The sequence below is a fragment of the Nonomuraea africana genome (genome assembly GCF_014873535.1).
GTDB classification, from domain to species: Bacteria; Actinomycetota; Actinomycetes; order Streptosporangiales; family Streptosporangiaceae; genus Nonomuraea; species Nonomuraea africana.
Map to the genome: position 1 here is coordinate 9,043,214 of NZ_JADBEF010000001.1, position 16,514 is coordinate 9,059,727.

Consider the following 16,514-nt stretch of genomic DNA (forward strand, 5'->3'; position numbering starts at 1 on the left):
CTCGCACGGGCTATCGTCGTGCTAACAGGCCTCGTCACAGGCGTGATGGACACGGGGGATGCCATGGCAGTCGGGCGCCTGCCGCCGCCGGTCCGGGTGGAGGTGCTCGGGCCCCTGCGGCTCCTTGTCGACGGCGCCCCGGTGGACGTGTCCGGCCCGAAGCGGCGTGCGGTGCTCGCGCTGCTCGCGCTCGCCGAGGGCCGGACCGTAACGGTTGATCACCTCGTGGACGCGCTCTGGCCGTCGGAGGTACCCGAATCAGGGCGTCAAGCCCTGCACAACCACGTGTCCCGGCTGCGTGGGCACCTCGGTCCGGCGGCCGCCCGGCTCGAGACGCGGCATGACGGCTATCGGCTTGCGCTCGAGCGCGACGAACTGGACGTGGCACAGGCGAGAGCATTGCTCGCAACGGCGCGTACGACGGCGCAGCGGGACCCGGCCGGCGCGCTCTCCCTGCTGCAGGAGGCACACGGGCTGTGGCGAGGACCGGTTCTCGCCGACCTCTCCGACATCGTGCCGATCGCCACCGCGGTCGAGGAGTACGCTCAGCTGCGCCGCGAGGTGACCGACGCGCTGATCGCCGATGCCATCGCCGCAGGACAGGCTGATGAGATCCTGGGTCTCGCCGCCGCGTCGTCGGCCGCCGACCCACTGCGGGAGCCCGCCGTCCTCCTGCTCATGCGGGCGCTGGCGGCGACCGGGCAGGCGCCGGAGGCCCTGCGCATCGGACGGGAGTATCGGCGCCGGCTGGTCGAGGAGACCGGCCTCGATCCATCACCTGCGCTGGACGAGCTCGAGCGTGAGATCGTCGGCGGCGTCGCCGGTTCGGCGCCCAGCAGACTCGAGGTGCCCGCCCGGCCGACCACGCGACTGATCGGCCGCGAGTCTCAGGTCGCGGCCCTGCATCGGCTGCTGGCGGCCGAGCGCCTGGTCACGCTCGTCGGGCCGGGCGGCGTCGGCAAGACCCGGGTCGCCCTGGAGGTCGCGCTCCAGAGCGGCACGGCGAGGGTGCTGCTGCTCGCACCGGTCACCGATCCCGCCGCCATCCCGCACGCCCTGGCGGCGGCCATGAACCTGAAGGTCGACCAGGGTGACGTGCTGTCCGCTTGCGTCGCCCTGCTGGGCGACCACCCCGGCCTGTTGTTGATCGACAACTGTGAGCATCTGCTCGACGGCGTCCGGGACACGGTAGACGTGATCCTCTCCTCGTGTCCCAGAATCTCCTTGCTGGCCACCAGCCGCGAACCTCTCGGCCTGGCGGCCGAGTATGTCTCACGGCTGGCGCCGCTTCCGCTGCCCCGCCCCGATCAGGATCCTTCGCGGGCTCCGTCCGTGGCGCTGTTCGTGGACCGGGCCCGCCGGGTTCGCCCCGGTCCACCACCGACGCCGGCGGAGCTGTGTACGGTCGCCGACATCGTGCACCGGCTCGACGGGATGCCGCTGGCCATCGAACTGGCAGCGGGCCGGCTGTCCACGCTGTCCCTCGCTGACCTGCGTGACCGCCTCGACCGCTCGCTCGACCTGCTCGGCGGTGGCAGGCCCAGCGCGGATTTCCGGCACCGGACACTGCGCGCGACCATCGAATGGTCGTATCAGCTCCTCACCGAGGACGAACGGCGACTTTTCCGGCATCTGTCGGTTTTCCCTGACGGTGTCGACCTCGACACCGCCGAGCGGCTCGCCGCCGACCTGGGCCTGGAGAGTGATCCAGGAAGCGCTCTGGCCCGCCTCGTCGACGCCTCCATGATCGACGCCTCCTTCCAGGGGACCACCAGGTACCGCATGCTGGAGACGCTGCGGGCATTCGGGCTGGACCGGCTTGCGGCGGCCGGCGAGGAGAAGGCCGCCATCGAGCGCATGGCGCGGTGGGCTGTCGAGCTGACCTCATGGATCGACGCCACCATGACCACCGAGCGGGAGCCCGAGGCGGACGCCGTCCTGCGTCGCGAGCTGCCGAACCTGCGGGCCGCGTGGCGGCTGGTTCGCAGCCAGGGTTCTCTGGACGATGCCGCGGCGATGGTCGTCGCGCTGTTCGACACGGTCGCCTACCGCGACCTCGTCGAGGTTCGGGACTGGGCCGAGGAACTGGCCGGCGACCAGGCGCTCGCCACCCACCCGCGGGCCGGCGCCGTACTCGGAACCGCGGCGGAAGCCGCCTACCACCGTGGCGACTACCGCCAGGCCGACCGGCTCGCCAGCGCCGGGCTGGAGAAGGCGACCGACAACGTCGGGTCGTGGCACTGCCTGATGGTGCTTTCGGTGGCCGACCTGGCTCGCGGCGCCTACGACGACGTGGTCGAGCATTCCCTCGCCGCAGCCGTTCTCGCCGGCCCGCACCGGGAGAACCTGGGGATCGCCGCCCTCACGACCGCCTACGCGGGCGATCTGGTGGCGGCGCGAAGACTGAACGAGCGGGGGCTGGCCGCCGCGGTGTCCCCCACGATGCTCTCGTGGGGCGCCTACGTCGCCGGGGAGATCGAGAGTCTCGCGGGCCACAGCGAGGTGGCCGAGCGGCATTACGTCCGTGCCATCGACCTGGCCCGCACCTCGGGCGCGACCTTTCTCGTCGGCGTCGCGACCGTCGGGCTCCTGTCGGTGCGCGCCTCCACGGGCCGAGTCCACGAGGCGCTGGGTGGCTACCGCGACGTGATCGAATACTTCGCCCGCAACGGCAACTGGACTCACCTGTGGGTCACCCTGCGCAACCTCGCCGATCTGCTGCGCCGGCTCGGCGACGACGAGCCTGCGGCGCTGATCGACGCCGCGGCCGGCCAGGCTCCCGACGCGCCGGCCGTAGAACGCTCCCACGACACCGGACGCCCCGCGCGCACCGTCGCCGCTCCGGCGACGCCGGTCCCCGGCCGCGTCGCCGTGCTCGAGATGGCTCGGCAGGCGATCGAGCGGAACCTCACTCGATCATGACAGCCGTGGAGGGCGGCTCGACGAACGACTCGTCGCCGATCCATGCCGTGAAACAGTCGACGCCCATGCCGGCGATGAGCTCGCCCGTCTGAGTCTCCTGCGCCGCCAGGGCACGGACCTTCCGGGCCGCCGTCTCCGCGTCCAGCACGAGGTCGACCGCCAGGCGATGGGCCGGTGTCATGATCGGGTATCCCGGCGGGAAGATGCCCAAGCTCTCGTTGAGCGCGCTCCAGCGCGGTGCCCGCCGCTCCGCGAACGTGGCATACAGCAGCCGCGCCCCGGATGGGGCGGCGCTGCCGAACGCCGCGGTGGTCCAGGCCGAGACCGCCTGATGGTCCGGGTGACCGGTGATGCCGTCCGGGCCGAAGGTGAGCACGGTGTCAGGCCGGACCCGGTCGATGGCGTCGCACAGCCGCGCGACCGCGTCGGACCTGCGGACCTCCGCGCACTGCCCGTCCCGGTAGCCGAGCCAGTGATGCTCGTCGATCCCGAGGATCTCCAGGCAGCGCGCCAGCTCGCGGGTGCGCGCCGCGGCAAGCCGATGCGGCGGCCACTCCACCGGGTCGCCCGTGCCGAGCTCGCCGCAGGTCGCGGTCACGCACACCACCCGCGATCCGCTGTCGCGAGCCATCGCCATCAAACCGCCGGACAGGTAGGCCTCGTCGTCCGGGTGCGCCCAGATCCCCAGGATGGTGCCCAGCTCAGCGACGTCACGTGCGCACTCGATCATGCCCGGACCTCCCTGGTGAGGATGCCGTGTACGGCCAGGCCGGCGCCACAGCAAGCGACGGCGATCATCCAGAGCCGGCCGGCTCCGGCGGTGTCGACCACAAGACCACCGAACAGCGCACCGGCCGCGGACCCGAGGTGGATCGCGGAGCTGTTCAAGGCGAGCAGCAAGGGCGCCGACCCCGCCCCCAGGCCGATCAGGCGGTGCTGCTGTGCGGGAACGAACCCCCAGGCCGCGACCCCCCACCCGACCATGACCGCCAGCGCCCCGGCCACCGTCGCCGCGACGTGCGGGAGCGCCGCGAAAGCCACAGTCAGCAGGGCCACAGCCGGCAAGACCACCCGGCGAGGGCCGCTCCGGTCGGCCGCAGTCCCGCCCCACCAGGTGCCCAGCACGCCTCCGATGCCGAACGCCCCGATGAACAGCCCCAGCCCGAACGGCCCGGCCGCGGCCGCCACCAGCAAGGGAAGGTAGGTGTACATGCTGTACGAGGCGGTCATCACCAGGAACGTCACGCCGAGCACGCCCACGACGGCCGGGACCGCATCGGGCGCAGGCGCTCGAACACCGTCGCGCGGACCAGCGGGCCCGACCCGACGCGGGTGAGCAGCAGACCGATGACGGTGGCCACCGCGAGCACGGCGACCAGCCCGAACGCCGCCCGCCACGAGAGCATCGACGCCAGCAGCACGCCCAGCGGAGCGCCCAGCACCATGGCGGTCGCCGCACCCCCCAAGATCACGCTCAGCGCCCGCCCGCGGTGGCTCACCGGCACGGCCGCGACGGCCGCCGCGCCGGCGGCCGGCACATAGACCGACGCGGCAAGCGCTCCCAGCACCCGGGCGGCGAGGAGCGCGGGAAGCGTCGGCGCCACCGCCGACAGCACGCTCGTCATCCCGAACAGCACCGCAGAGCCGATCAGCACCCGTCGCAGTGGCCACGACCCGAGCAGAGCGCTGAGCAGCACCGCGCCAATCGCATACGCCAGCGCGAACACCGTCACCGTCAACCCCGCGGCGCCGACGGTGACACCGAGGTCACGTGCGATCCCGGTGAGTATCCCGGCCACGACGAACATGTCGGTACCGATCGCGAACGCGCCGATCCCGAGGGCCGCAACCGAGAGCCACCTGCGCCGGTCCCGTTCGGGCACGGGAGCTGTCCGGTCGAGCACCGCTGTGCTGACCACGTCATCGTCCATCTCGTCCTCCACGTTCGTCGCAATCCGATCGTCGGAGCACGGACTCGCAGCGCACTACCGCGGCGCTGTCATCGCCGCCGACACGTCCACGGCCCGCCGGCGGCGAGGAGGGAAGCGCGGGTCGCGCAGAGCTTCCTGTCCAGGGTCGGCCCCGCATGGGCGTCCGCCACTGTTACGACCACCCGGGCGCTCGGTGCGGGAAACAAGTCAGCGTCCGGATCGAACCGGCAGCTGTCCTCACGCTCGATCGCTGTGACCGAGCCCGGGGGAAGCAGCCGGGGCCGCAAGCGGGTCACTTCCCTCTCCAGCACAGGACGCTGCAGCGCCACCCATATCCTGCACTCCGCCAGCTCCACCGCAGCGGCCTCGTAGCTCGGGATCGGAGAGAACAGCACCGCGACACCTAAGGCCGTGGCCGCCACGACCGCTACTGCCCTCTTTTTGATCATGTCCATGGGCCAGCCTGCCACCCTCTCTGGAGGCTGACAGGCGCTAGGCGACGTAATGACCCCGGACAGGCCGTGATGAGGCCGGGCGGCGGAGCAGCGTGATCAAGCAGCCGTCGGGCGGCAGAGCGGGCTGGCCGACAAGGGTAGCGAGAGCGAGCGGCGCACCGCGTACAGGTAGGAGATCATCGCGCCGACGGCGAGCGCGGTGAGTGAGGGGACATGCCAGACGGGCCGAATCTCGGCCGCCAACCCCATGTCCGGCCCTACCAGTCCCAGTGGGCCCGCGGCCACGAGAACCGTCAGCCCCAGCACGTTGAGCGGGGTCCTCGTCCAGTGTCGCGGGACGTGCCGTAACCGAGGTGAACCAGAGGTCGAACGAGCACACCGCGAGGTAGGCGGCGTACCAGGCCGGCTGCAGGAACAGCAGGCGGGCCACGCGCGGCGAGGGCGCGACCGCCAGGCCGTGGGCCAGCCTCAGCACCCCCCAGACCTGCGCGATCGCCGCCGCTGCCAGAACCGCGGTGAGCGTGGGAGGGCTCCAGCCCAGATTGAACGCCTCGGGCTCGACGTGACGGCCCGTGTAGGCATCGGGTTCGAGCCACATCAGGGAGTTCGCCGGGTTGGCGTCGCCCACGAGATACAGGCCGAGCAGGTAGGGCGGCGTCAGCAGGCCCGCCACGAGCAGCACGCGGGCGGTGGGCCGGGCCGCCGCCAGGTGCCATCCCAGGCACTCACACCTTCACGCTGTTGCCCGCGCGGGCAGCTACCTCACTGGCGTCTACGCCATGGGCGTGAAGGATGGCGACCGGCTCGCGCGGGCAACGGGTCAAGCGAGGACCGCCGCCAGCTCGCCTCGTGAGGCGATGCCGAGCTTGGGGAAGGCCTTGTAGAGGTGGTGGGCGACGGTTTTGGGGCTGAGGAAGAGCTGGGTGGCGATCTCACGGTTGGACAGGCCCCGCCCGGCCAGCCGTACGATCTGCAGCTCTTGCGGGGTCAGGGTCGAGAAGACATCGGACACCGGCGGGGAGGGGGCGGTGACGCCGGTCGCGCCGAGTTCGGTGCGTGCGCGCTCGGCCCACGGGGCGGCGCCCAGGAGTTCGAATGCTTCCAGGGCTGACCCGAGTTGTTCCCGCGCGTCCACCTTGCGGCGTGCCCTTCGTAGCCATTCACCGTAGAGCAGCCGGGTGCGGGCGTGCTCGAAGGCGAGGCTGTTCCGATCATGCAGGGACAGCGCGGCCAGGTAGTGCTCTTCCGCCCCGTCATCGGGTTCGATCATGGCCTGGCAGCGCTGGACGATCGCGTCGAGCGAGGGCAGGCTCATTCTGGCTGCGTAGTCGCTGTAGCGCTTGAACGGTTCCATGGCCAGCTCCGGACGGCCCAGCCGTACTGCCGCCTCCACGTGGTCGGGCAAGCTGCGTACACCGGGAATGAGGTGACTGCGGCTGCTGCGCGACAGTTCCTGGAAGCGCTTCAGTGCGGCCTCGATCCGGCCCATGCCGAGGTCGAGCATGGCTCGGCCCCACTGCGCCCACACGATGCCCACCGACCCTGCTCCGGCGCTCACCCCGCTGAGCGCCTCTTCGGTGTGCCTGATGCAGGCTTCCTCATCGCCGCCCACAGCGCTGAGGAAGGACAGCACCCCGTTGGCATGGTTCAGCCACTGCCGCTGGCCGGTGTCGGTGGCCACTCGCGCCGCCTCCTCGACGTGCACGCGGGCGTCGCGGTGCCGGCCGAGAAACAGCCCGCTCTCCGCCAGGTAGACCAGCCCGGGCGACAGCCAGGCGATCGTCCCCTGTGCGCGGCTGTCCTCGACCAGTGTCTCGGCCATCTCGTGTGCCGCCACATCCTGGGAGACCAGCAGAGCGCAACCGGCTGCCGAGACGAGCCCGCGCGGCCCGCCTGTCCCGCTGGCCTTACGCGCGCCCTGGATGACATCGGCGATCGGAGGGAAACCTGCCGTGGAGCGCCCGAGCGCCGTCGCGGTGTCCCAGCGCAGAAGCCAGACCAGCGACATCAAGGGATGATCGGCGTCGAGGGAGAGCGTGCCAAGCAGATCCACGCTGCCGCCTACCAACTCCGCGTCGAACGACATGAACCATGCGCAATGCAGCGCCTCCATGATCATCCAGAGCGCCCGTTCCGGGGCGAGGTGAGCGATCGAGGAAGCACCGGAGACAAGGATGTCGTGGGCGACGCGCAACTCGCCGTACGAGAGCCCGCGAATGGCGCGGATCTGGTCCAGCCTGGCCCGCAGCAGCGGGTCGGTGGTCAGGCTGATCGCGCGTTCCGCCAGCGATCCGGCATGGTCGAGCTTGCCTCCCGCGAGCGCGGATTCCGAGGCGAGCGTGAGGCGCCGCCCGATCGCGGCGCCGCCGACGCTGAGCTGGGCGGCACGCTCGTAGGCGAACGCGGCGGCGACGTGACCAACGCGCTCGGCGGCGCGCTGCGCGGTGCGCTCGAGTTCGGCCGCCGTCTCCTCGTTCGGGCCGGTGGCGGCCCGGGCAAGGTGCCAGGCGCGCCGGTCGGCGTGCTGCGGGTCGTCGCACACCTTGGCGATCGCGGCGTGTACGGCCAGCCGCGCGCCGAGCGGAGCACCGTAGTAGGCAGCAGCTCGGACGAGGGGATGGCGGAACTCGACGGTCTGGCCCAGCCTGACCAGCCCGCGCTCTTCGGCGGGCTGAAAGTCGACCACGTCCGCGCCCACCGTCGACGCGGCACGCAGCACCAGGTGCAGGTCGCAGTATTCGTCCGCGGCGGCCATGAGCAGGACCGTCCTGGTCGCCTCGGGCAGGTCGCGCAGTTGCTGCTGGAAGGCCTCCTGGACCCTCCCGGTCAGGGGCACCGGCCCCAGGCGGTAGATCTCGGACTCGCCGGCGGCCATGCCCCGCAGCTCCAGCAGCGCGAGCGGGTTGCCCTGCGTCTCGGCGAAGAGCCTCTCGTCGAACTCGGCGCCGTGTTCGGCCACCAGTTTCATGGCAGCCTCACGGTCGAGCCCGCCCAGCCGCATCCACGGGATCCCGCGGTCCGGGCCTCGCTGCCCGTCCTCCCGCTGCGCGAAAAGCACCACGATGCCCTCGCTGTCCAGCCGCCTTGCCGCGAACAGCAGCGCCTCTGCCGAAGCCTGGTCCAGCCACTGGGCGTCGTCGACCAGGCAGAGCAGCGGCGACTCCTCAGCCGCTTCGGATAACAGCGTCAGCACGGCAAGGCCGACCAGGAAGGGGTCACCCGAGCTGGCCGGCCCGAGGCCGAAGGCGGCGAGCAACGCGGAACGCAACCGGTCGGGCAGCCTGTCGGCATCGCCCAGCAGCGGCCGCAGGAGCAGATGCAGGGCTGCGTAGGGAAGCTGCACCTCGGACTCGACCGCGACGCAGCGCAGGATACGCATACCTATGGCGGCGTCGGCGGCGTAGTCGAGCAGAGCGGTCTTACCTATACCAGGCTGACCGCGGATGATCAGGGCCGAGCTCTTGCCCTCTGCCGCGGCGGCCAGCATGTTCTTGAGAGTCGCCCGCTCCTCGATCCGGCCCCACAGCATGCCCATAACCTATCTACGAATTCCTATGAGATGACTGATTCCGCTGGGCGCGGATCTCCGTAGCTTCGTCGTATCGCTCAACGACCGAAAGGCGAGCACACCATGTCTGAGATTCGCCCCTTCCGCATAGAGATTCCCCAGGCTGACGTGGACGACCTGCGTGACCGGCTCCGCCGTACGCGCTGGGGCAGCGAGATCCCCGGCCAGGGCTGGAGCCGAGGGGTGCCGGTCGACTACCTCAGACAGCTGGCCACCTACTGGGCCGAGGAGTTCGACTGGCGCAAGCAGGAGGCCAGGCTCAACGACCTGGCCCAGTTCACCACCGAGATCGACGGGCAGACGATCCACTTCGCGCACGTCCGCTCCGCCAATCCCGACGCGGTTCCCCTGCTGCTCCTGCATGACTGGCCGGCCTCATTCGTCGTGTTCGCGAAGGTCATCGAGGAGCTGTCGAAGGACTTCCACGTGGTCGCCGCCGACGTACCCGGTGTTGGCCTCTCCGGCCCGCTGACCAGTGCCGGCTGGACCACGAGCAAGATCGCCAGCGCGTTCGTCGAGCTGATGGCGCGCCTGGGTTACGACCGTTATGGCGTGCAGGGCCAGGGCGGCGGAGCCTGGGACGCGGTCGAGATGGGCCGCCAGGCTCCGGAGCACGTCATCGGCACCCACGTCAACGGCTACGTCACCTTCCCCTCCGGCGACCCGGCCGAGTTCGAGGGCCTGACCGAGGCCGAGCAGGAGCGGCTGGCCAGGCTGCAGGACTTCCGCGACGACAAGATGGGCTTCAACATCATTCAGTCGACGCGCCCGCAGACCCTGGCGTACGGCTTGCACGACTCGCCCGTCGGGCAGCTCGCCTGGATCGTGGAGAAGTTCAAGGAGTGGACCGACCCCACGGCCGAGCTGCCCGAGGACGCCGTCGACCGCGACCTGCTGCTGGCGAACGTCAGCTTGTACTGGTTCGCCGGCACCGCCGGCTCGTCGGCCAACCTCTACTACGAGAACGCCCACGACCCCTCCGCCTGGGGCCCCAAGGAACGCAGCAGCGTGCCCATGGGTGTTGCGCTCGCCAAGCACGTCGACATCACCGTCCGCCGGTTCGCCGAGCGCGACGCACCGGTCACGCACTGGACAGAGCTGGAGCGAGGCGGCAACTTCCTGCCCCTGGAGCAGCCGGCCCTGTTCATCGACGACGTCCGAAGGTTCTTCGCCAGCCTCTAGATCCCGGTCAGCGTCAACTCCAGGTGCGCGGCTGCGCCGGGCGCCTGGAGTACGCGTATCTCCCGCGGCGGCTCGACGACGGCGCCGGCGACCTGGTGACCACCGCGCTGCTTCCTCGCCAAGGCGTCAGCTGATCGCGAGAAGGACGAGCGCGGCGACGGAGCCGCCCATCACGATCACGTGCCGGAGGTTCTGCAGGCCCGGGAGTACCCAGGAGGGGAAGGCACGCTCTGCCGCGCCGAGCATGGCTTTGACGTCGATGCGCTGCAGCACCGGATCGCCGGTCTTGGCGAAGTGCGCGCGCACGGACCTCTCGGCCGTGAGGTTGCTGTAGAGGATGAAGAGGTTGACCAGGAGGACGAGCGGCTGCAGGACCCAAGAGAGCGTCTCACCCCAACTGCCGGTCAGGTTCAGCACGGCCAGGGCGGTCACGAGCACGGCGATGCTGAGCGGCGCCCAGGTTTCGTGGCCGCTGGCGTCGAAGCGGATGTTGTTCTCGGCCAGGACCGAGCGGGGGATGTTCTGGCGGTCGAGCTCGGCTTCCGTGGCGGCAAGCGCGCCGGCGCCGTAGCGGGCGCGGACGAGGGGGATGCTGACGAAGGCCAGTGCGATGAGGATCTGCAGGACGGCCGCGAGGGTGATCATCGACTCCATCTTTCTGCCCAGGGGGTGGTTGCAAGGAAGACGATGGCGTGAGCGGCTGATACGGCGCTGCCGCGGCACCAACACCGGCTCTCTGCCGACAAACACCGAAGCGCTCCACAGGCTGCGCGTGGGGTGCCGACAACGCGGGCCCGTGGTCCTGGGGACGTTCGGTTCCTCCCCGAAGGACTTCTCGCAACCGCAGACACGACAGCGCGAACTCTTCGGTGGATGCGTTCCGCCTCTTGTGCGGGTCCAGATACTGAACCACCGCCGCCGGTTTCGCCCGATGACGGCAGTGGAATTACGTGCTATGTGCCTTCGAGGTCTTTACATGCCTGATCTGGCAATCCCGTCCCTTTTTGTGAGCTGCTGCCTCGGCACGGGAATCGGGGGAGTTCCATGAGTAACCTCATAGCCATCGCCACTGCGACCAGGATGCGCGCACGACTGCTGGAACTGCAGCGCCAAAACCCATCACGCTCGCCGACACCGCGGTCGCGGAGAAGCAAACAGACGGCACAATCAACCTGCACCAGCTCCACAGCCCCGCCGGGGCCAGTGCGGCAGCGGGCACGCTGTGGGGCGGACTGATCGGCCTGCTGCTCCTGGCACCGCTGCTGGAGATGGCGGTGGGAGCGGCGGCAGCCGCGGCCGCGGAGGCGACGAAGGACCTCGGCGTCAACGACGCCTCCATGCGGGATCTGGGGCAGCGGCCGCAGCCCGGCGGAGCCGCGCTGTTCCTGCTGGTCACGCAGCGCACGCCGGGCAAGGTGATCATCGAGATCGCTCCCTTCGGCGGGGAGGTCATGCAGACCTCGCTGAGCGCGGAGGCGGAGGCCGACCTGCGAGAGGCCGTCCAGCACGTCCAGGCCGCCGCTTCGGCCTCCTAATCGCTATGGCTCGCGTGCGCCCGAGCCGGCCATCCAAGGTCAGCCTTGAGGAGGGCCACGACCGGCCGCACCTCGAACTGGTCGACATCCACCGCCCGCTGGGGCCCCGACCCTGCGCATCCCCGTGCTGCCGCTGTCGAGGGGCGCCGGCAGCCCATCACCTTCATCCTGATCGACCCACATAGGGGGCGTTGTGAGCACGAAATACGGAGTCCACTCCGAGGTGGGCACGCTACGACAGGTGATCGTGCACCGGCCCGATCTCAGCCTCAAACGGCTCACCCCAAGCAACAAGGACGAGCTGCTCTACGACGACGTGCTGTGGGTCAGCCGGGCCCAGATCGAGCACGACGCGTTCGTGGCGGTGATGAGCGGCCGCGGTATCGAGGTCTTCCACCATCACCAGCTGCTCGCCGAGGCGCTCGAGGCCGCGCCGGAGGCCAAGAGGCACGCGGTCGAGCGCACGGTCACCCATCTGACGGTGGGGCCCTCACTCGTCGACGAGGTTCGCGCCGAACTGGCCTCCTGGAGCGGGGACAAGCTCGCCACGCACCTGATCGGCGGGCTCACCAAGGAGGAGTTCGTCACCGACACCCAGGCCAGCCGCGAAGGCTTCGACGCCCGGTCATTGGTCACCGCGATGGCCACGACCGGCTCGTTCATCCTGCCGCCGCTACCGAACTCGCTCTACCAGCGCGACCCCTCGGCCTGGCTGTACGGCGGGGTCTCGCTGAACCCGCTCTACTACCACGCCCGCCGCCTGGAGACCATCAACCAGAGCATCATCTACCACTTCCACCCGATGTTCGCCGACGACGGCTTCGCCTACTGGTACCCGCCCATGGGCGACGACGGGGACTTCGACGAGGAGGACTTCGGCCGCGCCTCGCTGGAGGGCGGCGACATGATGCCCATCGGCAACGGCACCGTCGCCATCGGCGTCAGCGAGCGCACCAGCCCCATCATGATCGAGCACCTCGCCAGAGAGCTGTTCGCCGCAGGGGCCGCCACCAGGGTGCTCGCCGTCAACATCCCGCCGCACCGCTCCTACATGCACCTCGACACCGTGTTCACGCTGCTGGACGTCGACAAGGCCACCGGCTACCCGCCCGTCGTCGAGAACGCCGCCGTCTACTCGCTGCGGCCCGGCGACAAGGACGGCGCCGTCGACGTGCACCGCGAGCCGAACCTGGCCGCCGCCTTCGAGGACGCGCTGGGCATCGGCAAGCTCGACATCATCCCCACCGGGGGTGACGACTACCAGCGGGCCAGGGAGCAGTGGGACAGCGGCAGCAACTTCGTCGCCCTGGAACCCGGCGTCGTGATCGGCTACCACAAGAACGAGTTCACCAACAAGAAGCTGCGCGAGCACGGCGTGGACGTCGTCGAGATCGAGGGATTCGAGCTCGGCAAGGGGCGCGGCGGCGGACACTGCATGACCTGCCCGATTCTGCGCGACCCCGTCTGAACGCCGCTTTCCAGACACCATGCGCGCCCCTCCGCGACCCGCCACCAGGCAATCCCACGGAAGGACCGCGATGAGCAGCCATCCAGCACTGATCCTGTTCCTGGCCCTGTTCGGGCTCTACAGCCCTGTCGCCGCGCTGGCCTCGTACCTGCCGATCGTCCGCCCGTACGGGCACAGGCAGGTCAACCGGCTGGCGCTCGGGCTCGCCCTCAACGTCGCCATCTTCGTGCTCATGGCGCTGTGGGTGGGCGAACCGCTGCTCAAGCTGCTCGGCATCAGCACCGCGGCGCTGACCGCCACCGGCGGCATCGCCCTTGCCTTCGCCGCCATCCCGCTCATGCGCGGCCAGGCAGGGGCGGTCGAGGAACTGGAGAAACTCCAACAGCAAGAAGAACAGGGGATCCCGGCACCGCCCGACCCGGTGCCGGACCCCAAGTCGATCCTGTACACCCCGCTCACCTTCCCGCTGACCGTCGGCGGCACCACGTTCGCCTTCTGCGTCGCCGCCTCGGCAGCGGCGACAAGCGTGCGGGAGAAAGTGACGCTGTCGATCGCGGTCTTGTGCTTCGCGGCGCTCACCGGCCTGACCCTGTACCTGTCTGGGCACGTCCAACGACGTATCTCACTCAAGGGGGCGATGCTCCTCGACCGCGTGGCCGGCATCCTGCTCACCGCCATCGCCGTCATCCTGCTGGCCAACGGCTTCACCGATCTGGTCACCGGCCGCCTGAGCCAATGAACGCCACCGAGGGGCCAGCAGGCCGGCCGGCTCCAAGACTTTCTTCTGGACGGCATCGTGCAGGGGGCAGGTCGCCGGCCTTCTTTTCACGATCGTTCGGGTTCTGTGGATCTGGACCGGAGGTCAGCGGGGGCGAGCCGCTTCTCGCACCGCCCGGCGGACCTCCGGCCGGAGCCGATCGCCTCGCGTTACAGGATGACGACGCAACCGGAGGCGGTGATGTTGGCGGGCGTGTCGGCCTGCCCGGTGGTGCACCACACGAAGCGGGTCAGCTGAAGCGCCGACCACACGGCGAAGGGTTGCGTGATCGGCCCGGTGGCGGGGGCGCCGTTGGTGGCCTTGCAGTGCGATCCGGTCAGGGTGCCGTCGTCGGCGAGGTTCACGGTGACGCAGGCGTAGGCCGGTACGGCGTCGGCGTGCGCTGATGATGGAGAGCTGAGCAGGCCGTAACAGAGCGCTGCGCCACACATTATGGAGAGGGTCTTCACAAGGGGTCCTTCCCGCCGAGCCGGCCATCGTGTCGAGAGGGAGAAAACCCTCGCTGACACACAGTGATAACATTCTTACCCTAAGTAGTCAATGCTGGTCGGGCCAGCTGCCGAGCGCGGCTGGGGCGGGCGCCCGTACCCTCCTGACAGAGGGGCGGAGGCGACACTTTCGAGCGGTTGAAACGTAGCGTCAGAATCCGCGGAAGATGCCCTCTTCGTCCATGGCGTCGGCGAAGTCCATGTTGCCGATCGAGAGGTTGGCCTCGATCGAGTACAGCTCGGTCGCGATGGCCCGCATCTGGCGTCCCCGCTCCACCCTCAGGCCACGGTTCAGATCGCCATCATCAACGACTGGCCGGCCGGCCTGCTTATGAAGGCCCTAGTCCGGGGAGTGTGGCGGCTTCGGCGCCGGCCGCCGCCGCCTCGTCGATGCGGTCGAGCTGCTGGAGGCAGGCACTCAGGGTGAGCAGGGCGTCGTGCAGGTCCTGCTCGGCTCCACGGACCTCCTTCCGCGAGGACTTCAGCTCCTCGCGTCGCCGCTTGAGCAGGTACGCCTCGGAGTAGCGGTGATCGTCGTCCCAGTCGTCCTCCGCCTCCAGCTCCCGGTGCCGCTCCTGATGAGCGCGCGCCCTGTCGCGGTAGAGCTGTACCGCTTCCTGGCCGGCGGTCAGCGCTGCTTCCGGCGCCCCCAGCGCGAGCAGGCGGACGCCGAGGGTGTGCCAGGCCCTTGCCTGGTAAGTGTCACGCTTACGGCGCCGCATCTTTCCCATCGCCTCGACGATGCACGCTTGCGCCCGTTCGGTCTGCCCGCTCCGGACGAGCCGTTCGCTGCACCGGTCCAGCGTCTGGAGAAACTCAACCGTCGAGTCGGCCTGCTGCCACCAAGCCGCCATGACCTCGGCACTCACCTCAGCGGCTTCGGCGACGCGGCCGACCTTGTCCAGGCGATCCGCATAGGCCGTCAACGCGTGGATGAGCTCGAAGCTCGCCGATGTGGCCCCAGCGCGCCGCAGCCGTCCGCGGATCTCGGTCACCGCCTCGGCCGCGGACTCCACCGCCTCCTGGTCGCGGCCGAGCCTGGCGAGGAGCAGCGTCCGCCAGTAGCGCGCACCCGGAGCCTCTGCCTGCGCAGATCGGTTGGTTTCCGACAGCCGCAGGAGCTCCTCGACAACCTCGAGTGTTTCCTCATACCGCTTGCACTCCATGAGGCTGCCGCGTAACGCGGCCAGGGCATGGACGATCCGGTCAGCGAACAAGCCCGCTTGGACGGCGGACAATGTCCGATAGACCGCCAGTTCTTCCCGGCGAGCCAGGCAGGAGAGATCGTCCCACCCCAGCTCGGTCAGCCACTTGGCGAGTTGGTCCAGCGACTCGGGTAAGGCGGTCGGCGTGGGCCACGTATCCGGGGATCGCCCACGCATCTGCCTGATCCGCTCGAGCTCGTCCGTCGCCCACCGCACGGTCTTGTCCGGCCGGACCACACCTCCGTAACGGACTGGATCCACTGGACGTTCGAGCATCGCAGGCTGAACCACTGCAGCGTCCAGCTCGTTCATTCCCCGTGTATACCACCTGCACGTGGTCGGCACGGTGGCAGGAACGGCCGGCTCCCGACCGTCATGGTGGGTGTGGCGGCCGGGAGCGCCCTGGGAGCGGTCGAGCCCGTGGTCGGCGGGCCCCACGCTCACCGGATCCCGTCGATGAGCTGCCGTTTCGTCCACTTCGGTGGCCTGCCCGGCTTCTTCCCCGCCGGCAGCAACGGCTCCAGCACCGCCCACTGAGCGGCAGTCAGATCACCACGACCCACTCAAAGATCATCTCAGTGGATCAACCGAGTGATCCACTTCTGAAACAGGCCCCTAGATGCTGCCCTTGCGTTCGATGACCAGAATGCGCGCCTCTGGTGCGGGGTGTGCGACGTGCTCGTCGCCAGGTTGGGCGTAGCAGATGCGGCCGGGAGTGAGCCGTTCGACATGCTCCTCACCGTCGCGCCGGTAGTGCATGTCGACGGCGCCGTCGAGAACGACGAAGACCTCGGGCCCATCGTTGATGTGCCAGACGTACGGCTGGTCCGTCCAGTGCAGCCGCACGGTCGCATCGTCGATCTCGGTGACGTCGAGGGCTCCCCAGGGGCGCTCGGCTGTGTAGGAGCGGGCGTCAAGGAAGATCACGAAAAGTCCTTTTCCTGGTTCGTCGCGCGCGGACCTGGCCAAGCGAGCCCGGCGC

General features: G+C 69.7%; 16 protein-coding genes. 5 read left to right on the plus strand and 11 right to left on the minus strand.

Going from position 1 to position 16,514, the window contains the following annotated elements; genetic code table 11:
* Positions 1-63: 63 nt before the first annotated feature.
* A complete protein-coding gene (locus H4W81_RS43285) occupies positions 64-2,922 on the plus strand; it encodes an AfsR/SARP family transcriptional regulator (protein ID WP_192780096.1) in 2,859 nt (952 codons plus the stop codon).
* On the opposite strand, the gene H4W81_RS43290 is transcribed toward H4W81_RS43285, so the two are convergent.
* The 5 genes from H4W81_RS43290 to H4W81_RS43305 all read right to left on the minus strand — a co-directional run bounded on the left by H4W81_RS43290 (position 2,909) and on the right by H4W81_RS43305 (position 8,837).
* Entirely contained in the window at positions 2,909-3,652 is a 744-nt protein-coding gene (locus H4W81_RS43290; RefSeq protein WP_192780097.1) for a PIG-L deacetylase family protein, read from the minus strand. The genes H4W81_RS43285 and H4W81_RS43290 overlap by 14 nt on opposite strands.
* Positions 3,649-4,167 (minus strand): MFS transporter, encoded by a 519-nt coding sequence (locus tag H4W81_RS48160; protein WP_225959066.1) that lies wholly within the window; start codon positions 4,165-4,167, stop codon positions 3,649-3,651. The genes H4W81_RS43290 and H4W81_RS48160 overlap by 4 nt, the downstream gene beginning before the upstream one ends.
* Positions 4,164-4,853, minus strand: a complete 690-nt coding sequence (locus H4W81_RS48165) for an MFS transporter (RefSeq protein ID WP_225959067.1) — start codon at positions 4,851-4,853, stop codon at positions 4,164-4,166. The genes H4W81_RS48160 and H4W81_RS48165 overlap by 4 nt, the downstream gene beginning before the upstream one ends.
* A gap of 68 nt (positions 4,854-4,921) precedes the next feature.
* Positions 4,922-5,308: a hypothetical protein gene (locus H4W81_RS43300; protein WP_192780098.1), complete on the minus strand. Its 387-nt coding sequence runs from the start codon at positions 5,306-5,308 to the stop codon at positions 4,922-4,924.
* Between the two features lie 820 nt (positions 5,309-6,128).
* On the minus strand, positions 6,129-8,837 hold the full coding sequence (locus H4W81_RS43305; protein WP_192780099.1) for a helix-turn-helix transcriptional regulator: 2,709 nt from the start codon (positions 8,835-8,837) through the stop codon (positions 6,129-6,131).
* A 102-nt stretch (positions 8,838-8,939) separates the two neighbouring features.
* Here H4W81_RS43305 and H4W81_RS43310 point away from each other — a divergent pair, with 102 nt between their 5' ends.
* Positions 8,940-10,058 (plus strand): epoxide hydrolase family protein, encoded by a 1,119-nt coding sequence (locus tag H4W81_RS43310; protein ID WP_192780100.1) that lies wholly within the window; start codon positions 8,940-8,942, stop codon positions 10,056-10,058.
* Between the two features lie 126 nt (positions 10,059-10,184).
* Here H4W81_RS43310 and H4W81_RS43315 read toward each other — a convergent pair whose 3' ends face one another.
* The gene (locus H4W81_RS43315) at positions 10,185-10,703 is read right to left on the minus strand and encodes a hypothetical protein (protein WP_225959068.1); all 519 of its coding nucleotides are present in this window, start codon (positions 10,701-10,703) and stop codon (positions 10,185-10,187) included.
* A gap of 617 nt (positions 10,704-11,320) precedes the next feature.
* Here H4W81_RS43315 and H4W81_RS48170 point away from each other — a divergent pair.
* From H4W81_RS48170 to H4W81_RS43330, 3 genes are all read left to right on the plus strand, one after another.
* On the plus strand, positions 11,321-11,593 hold the full coding sequence (locus H4W81_RS48170; protein WP_264083388.1) for a DUF1269 domain-containing protein: 273 nt from the start codon (positions 11,321-11,323) through the stop codon (positions 11,591-11,593).
* A gap of 193 nt (positions 11,594-11,786) precedes the next feature.
* Complete coding sequence (locus H4W81_RS43325) at positions 11,787-13,061, plus strand: arginine deiminase (RefSeq protein WP_192780101.1); 1,275 nt, start codon at positions 11,787-11,789, stop codon at positions 13,059-13,061.
* 70 nt (positions 13,062-13,131) lie between these two features.
* The gene (locus H4W81_RS43330) at positions 13,132-13,800 is read left to right on the plus strand and encodes a MarC family protein (protein WP_192780102.1); all 669 of its coding nucleotides are present in this window, start codon (positions 13,132-13,134) and stop codon (positions 13,798-13,800) included.
* Between the two features lie 188 nt (positions 13,801-13,988).
* On the opposite strand, the gene H4W81_RS43335 is transcribed toward H4W81_RS43330, so the two are convergent.
* The 5 genes from H4W81_RS43335 to H4W81_RS43350 all read right to left on the minus strand — a co-directional run bounded on the left by H4W81_RS43335 (position 13,989) and on the right by H4W81_RS43350 (position 16,459).
* A complete protein-coding gene (locus H4W81_RS43335) occupies positions 13,989-14,270 on the minus strand; it encodes a hypothetical protein (protein WP_192780103.1) in 282 nt (93 codons plus the stop codon).
* Between the two features lie 208 nt (positions 14,271-14,478).
* Positions 14,479-14,604 carry a DUF6924 domain-containing protein gene (locus H4W81_RS50285; RefSeq protein WP_420538735.1) on the minus strand — a complete coding sequence of 42 codons (126 nt, stop codon included), beginning with the start codon at positions 14,602-14,604 and terminating at the stop codon, positions 14,479-14,481.
* A 52-nt stretch (positions 14,605-14,656) separates the two neighbouring features.
* Positions 14,657-15,844, minus strand: a complete 1,188-nt coding sequence (locus H4W81_RS43340; protein WP_192780104.1) for a tetratricopeptide repeat protein — start codon at positions 15,842-15,844, stop codon at positions 14,657-14,659.
* Between the two features lie 128 nt (positions 15,845-15,972).
* Positions 15,973-16,095, minus strand: a complete 123-nt coding sequence (locus H4W81_RS50290; RefSeq protein ID WP_397125995.1) for a transposase — start codon at positions 16,093-16,095, stop codon at positions 15,973-15,975.
* Positions 16,096-16,147: 52 nt separating this feature from the next.
* Positions 16,148-16,459, minus strand: a complete 312-nt coding sequence (locus tag H4W81_RS43350) for a cupin domain-containing protein (protein WP_192780106.1) — start codon at positions 16,457-16,459, stop codon at positions 16,148-16,150.
* Between the last annotated feature and the right edge of the window lie 55 nt (positions 16,460-16,514).

What these genes read in the sequence shown, in the direction of transcription:
- H4W81_RS43290 (WP_192780097.1), bottom strand. Translation starts at nt 3,652, where the DNA reads ATGATCGAGTGCGCACGTGACGTCGCTGAGCTGGGCACCATCCTGGGG.
- H4W81_RS43285 (WP_192780096.1), top strand. Translation starts at nt 64, where the DNA reads ATGGCAGTCGGGCGCCTGCCGCCGCCGGTCCGGGTGGAGGTGCTCGGG.
- H4W81_RS43330 (WP_192780102.1), top strand. Translation starts at nt 13,132, where the DNA reads ATGAGCAGCCATCCAGCACTGATCCTGTTCCTGGCCCTGTTCGGGCTC.
- H4W81_RS43300 (WP_192780098.1), bottom strand. Translation starts at nt 5,308, where the DNA reads ATGGACATGATCAAAAAGAGGGCAGTAGCGGTCGTGGCGGCCACGGCC.
- H4W81_RS43315 (WP_225959068.1), bottom strand. Translation starts at nt 10,703, where the DNA reads ATGATCACCCTCGCGGCCGTCCTGCAGATCCTCATCGCACTGGCCTTC.
- H4W81_RS43340 (WP_192780104.1), bottom strand. Translation starts at nt 15,844, where the DNA reads ATGAACGAGCTGGACGCTGCAGTGGTTCAGCCTGCGATGCTCGAACGT.
- H4W81_RS43335 (WP_192780103.1), bottom strand. Translation starts at nt 14,270, where the DNA reads ATGTGTGGCGCAGCGCTCTGTTACGGCCTGCTCAGCTCTCCATCATCA.
- H4W81_RS48165 (WP_225959067.1), bottom strand. Translation starts at nt 4,853, where the DNA reads ATGGACGATGACGTGGTCAGCACAGCGGTGCTCGACCGGACAGCTCCC.
- H4W81_RS43305 (WP_192780099.1), bottom strand. Translation starts at nt 8,837, where the DNA reads ATGCTGTGGGGCCGGATCGAGGAGCGGGCGACTCTCAAGAACATGCTG.
- H4W81_RS43310 (WP_192780100.1), top strand. Translation starts at nt 8,940, where the DNA reads ATGTCTGAGATTCGCCCCTTCCGCATAGAGATTCCCCAGGCTGACGTG.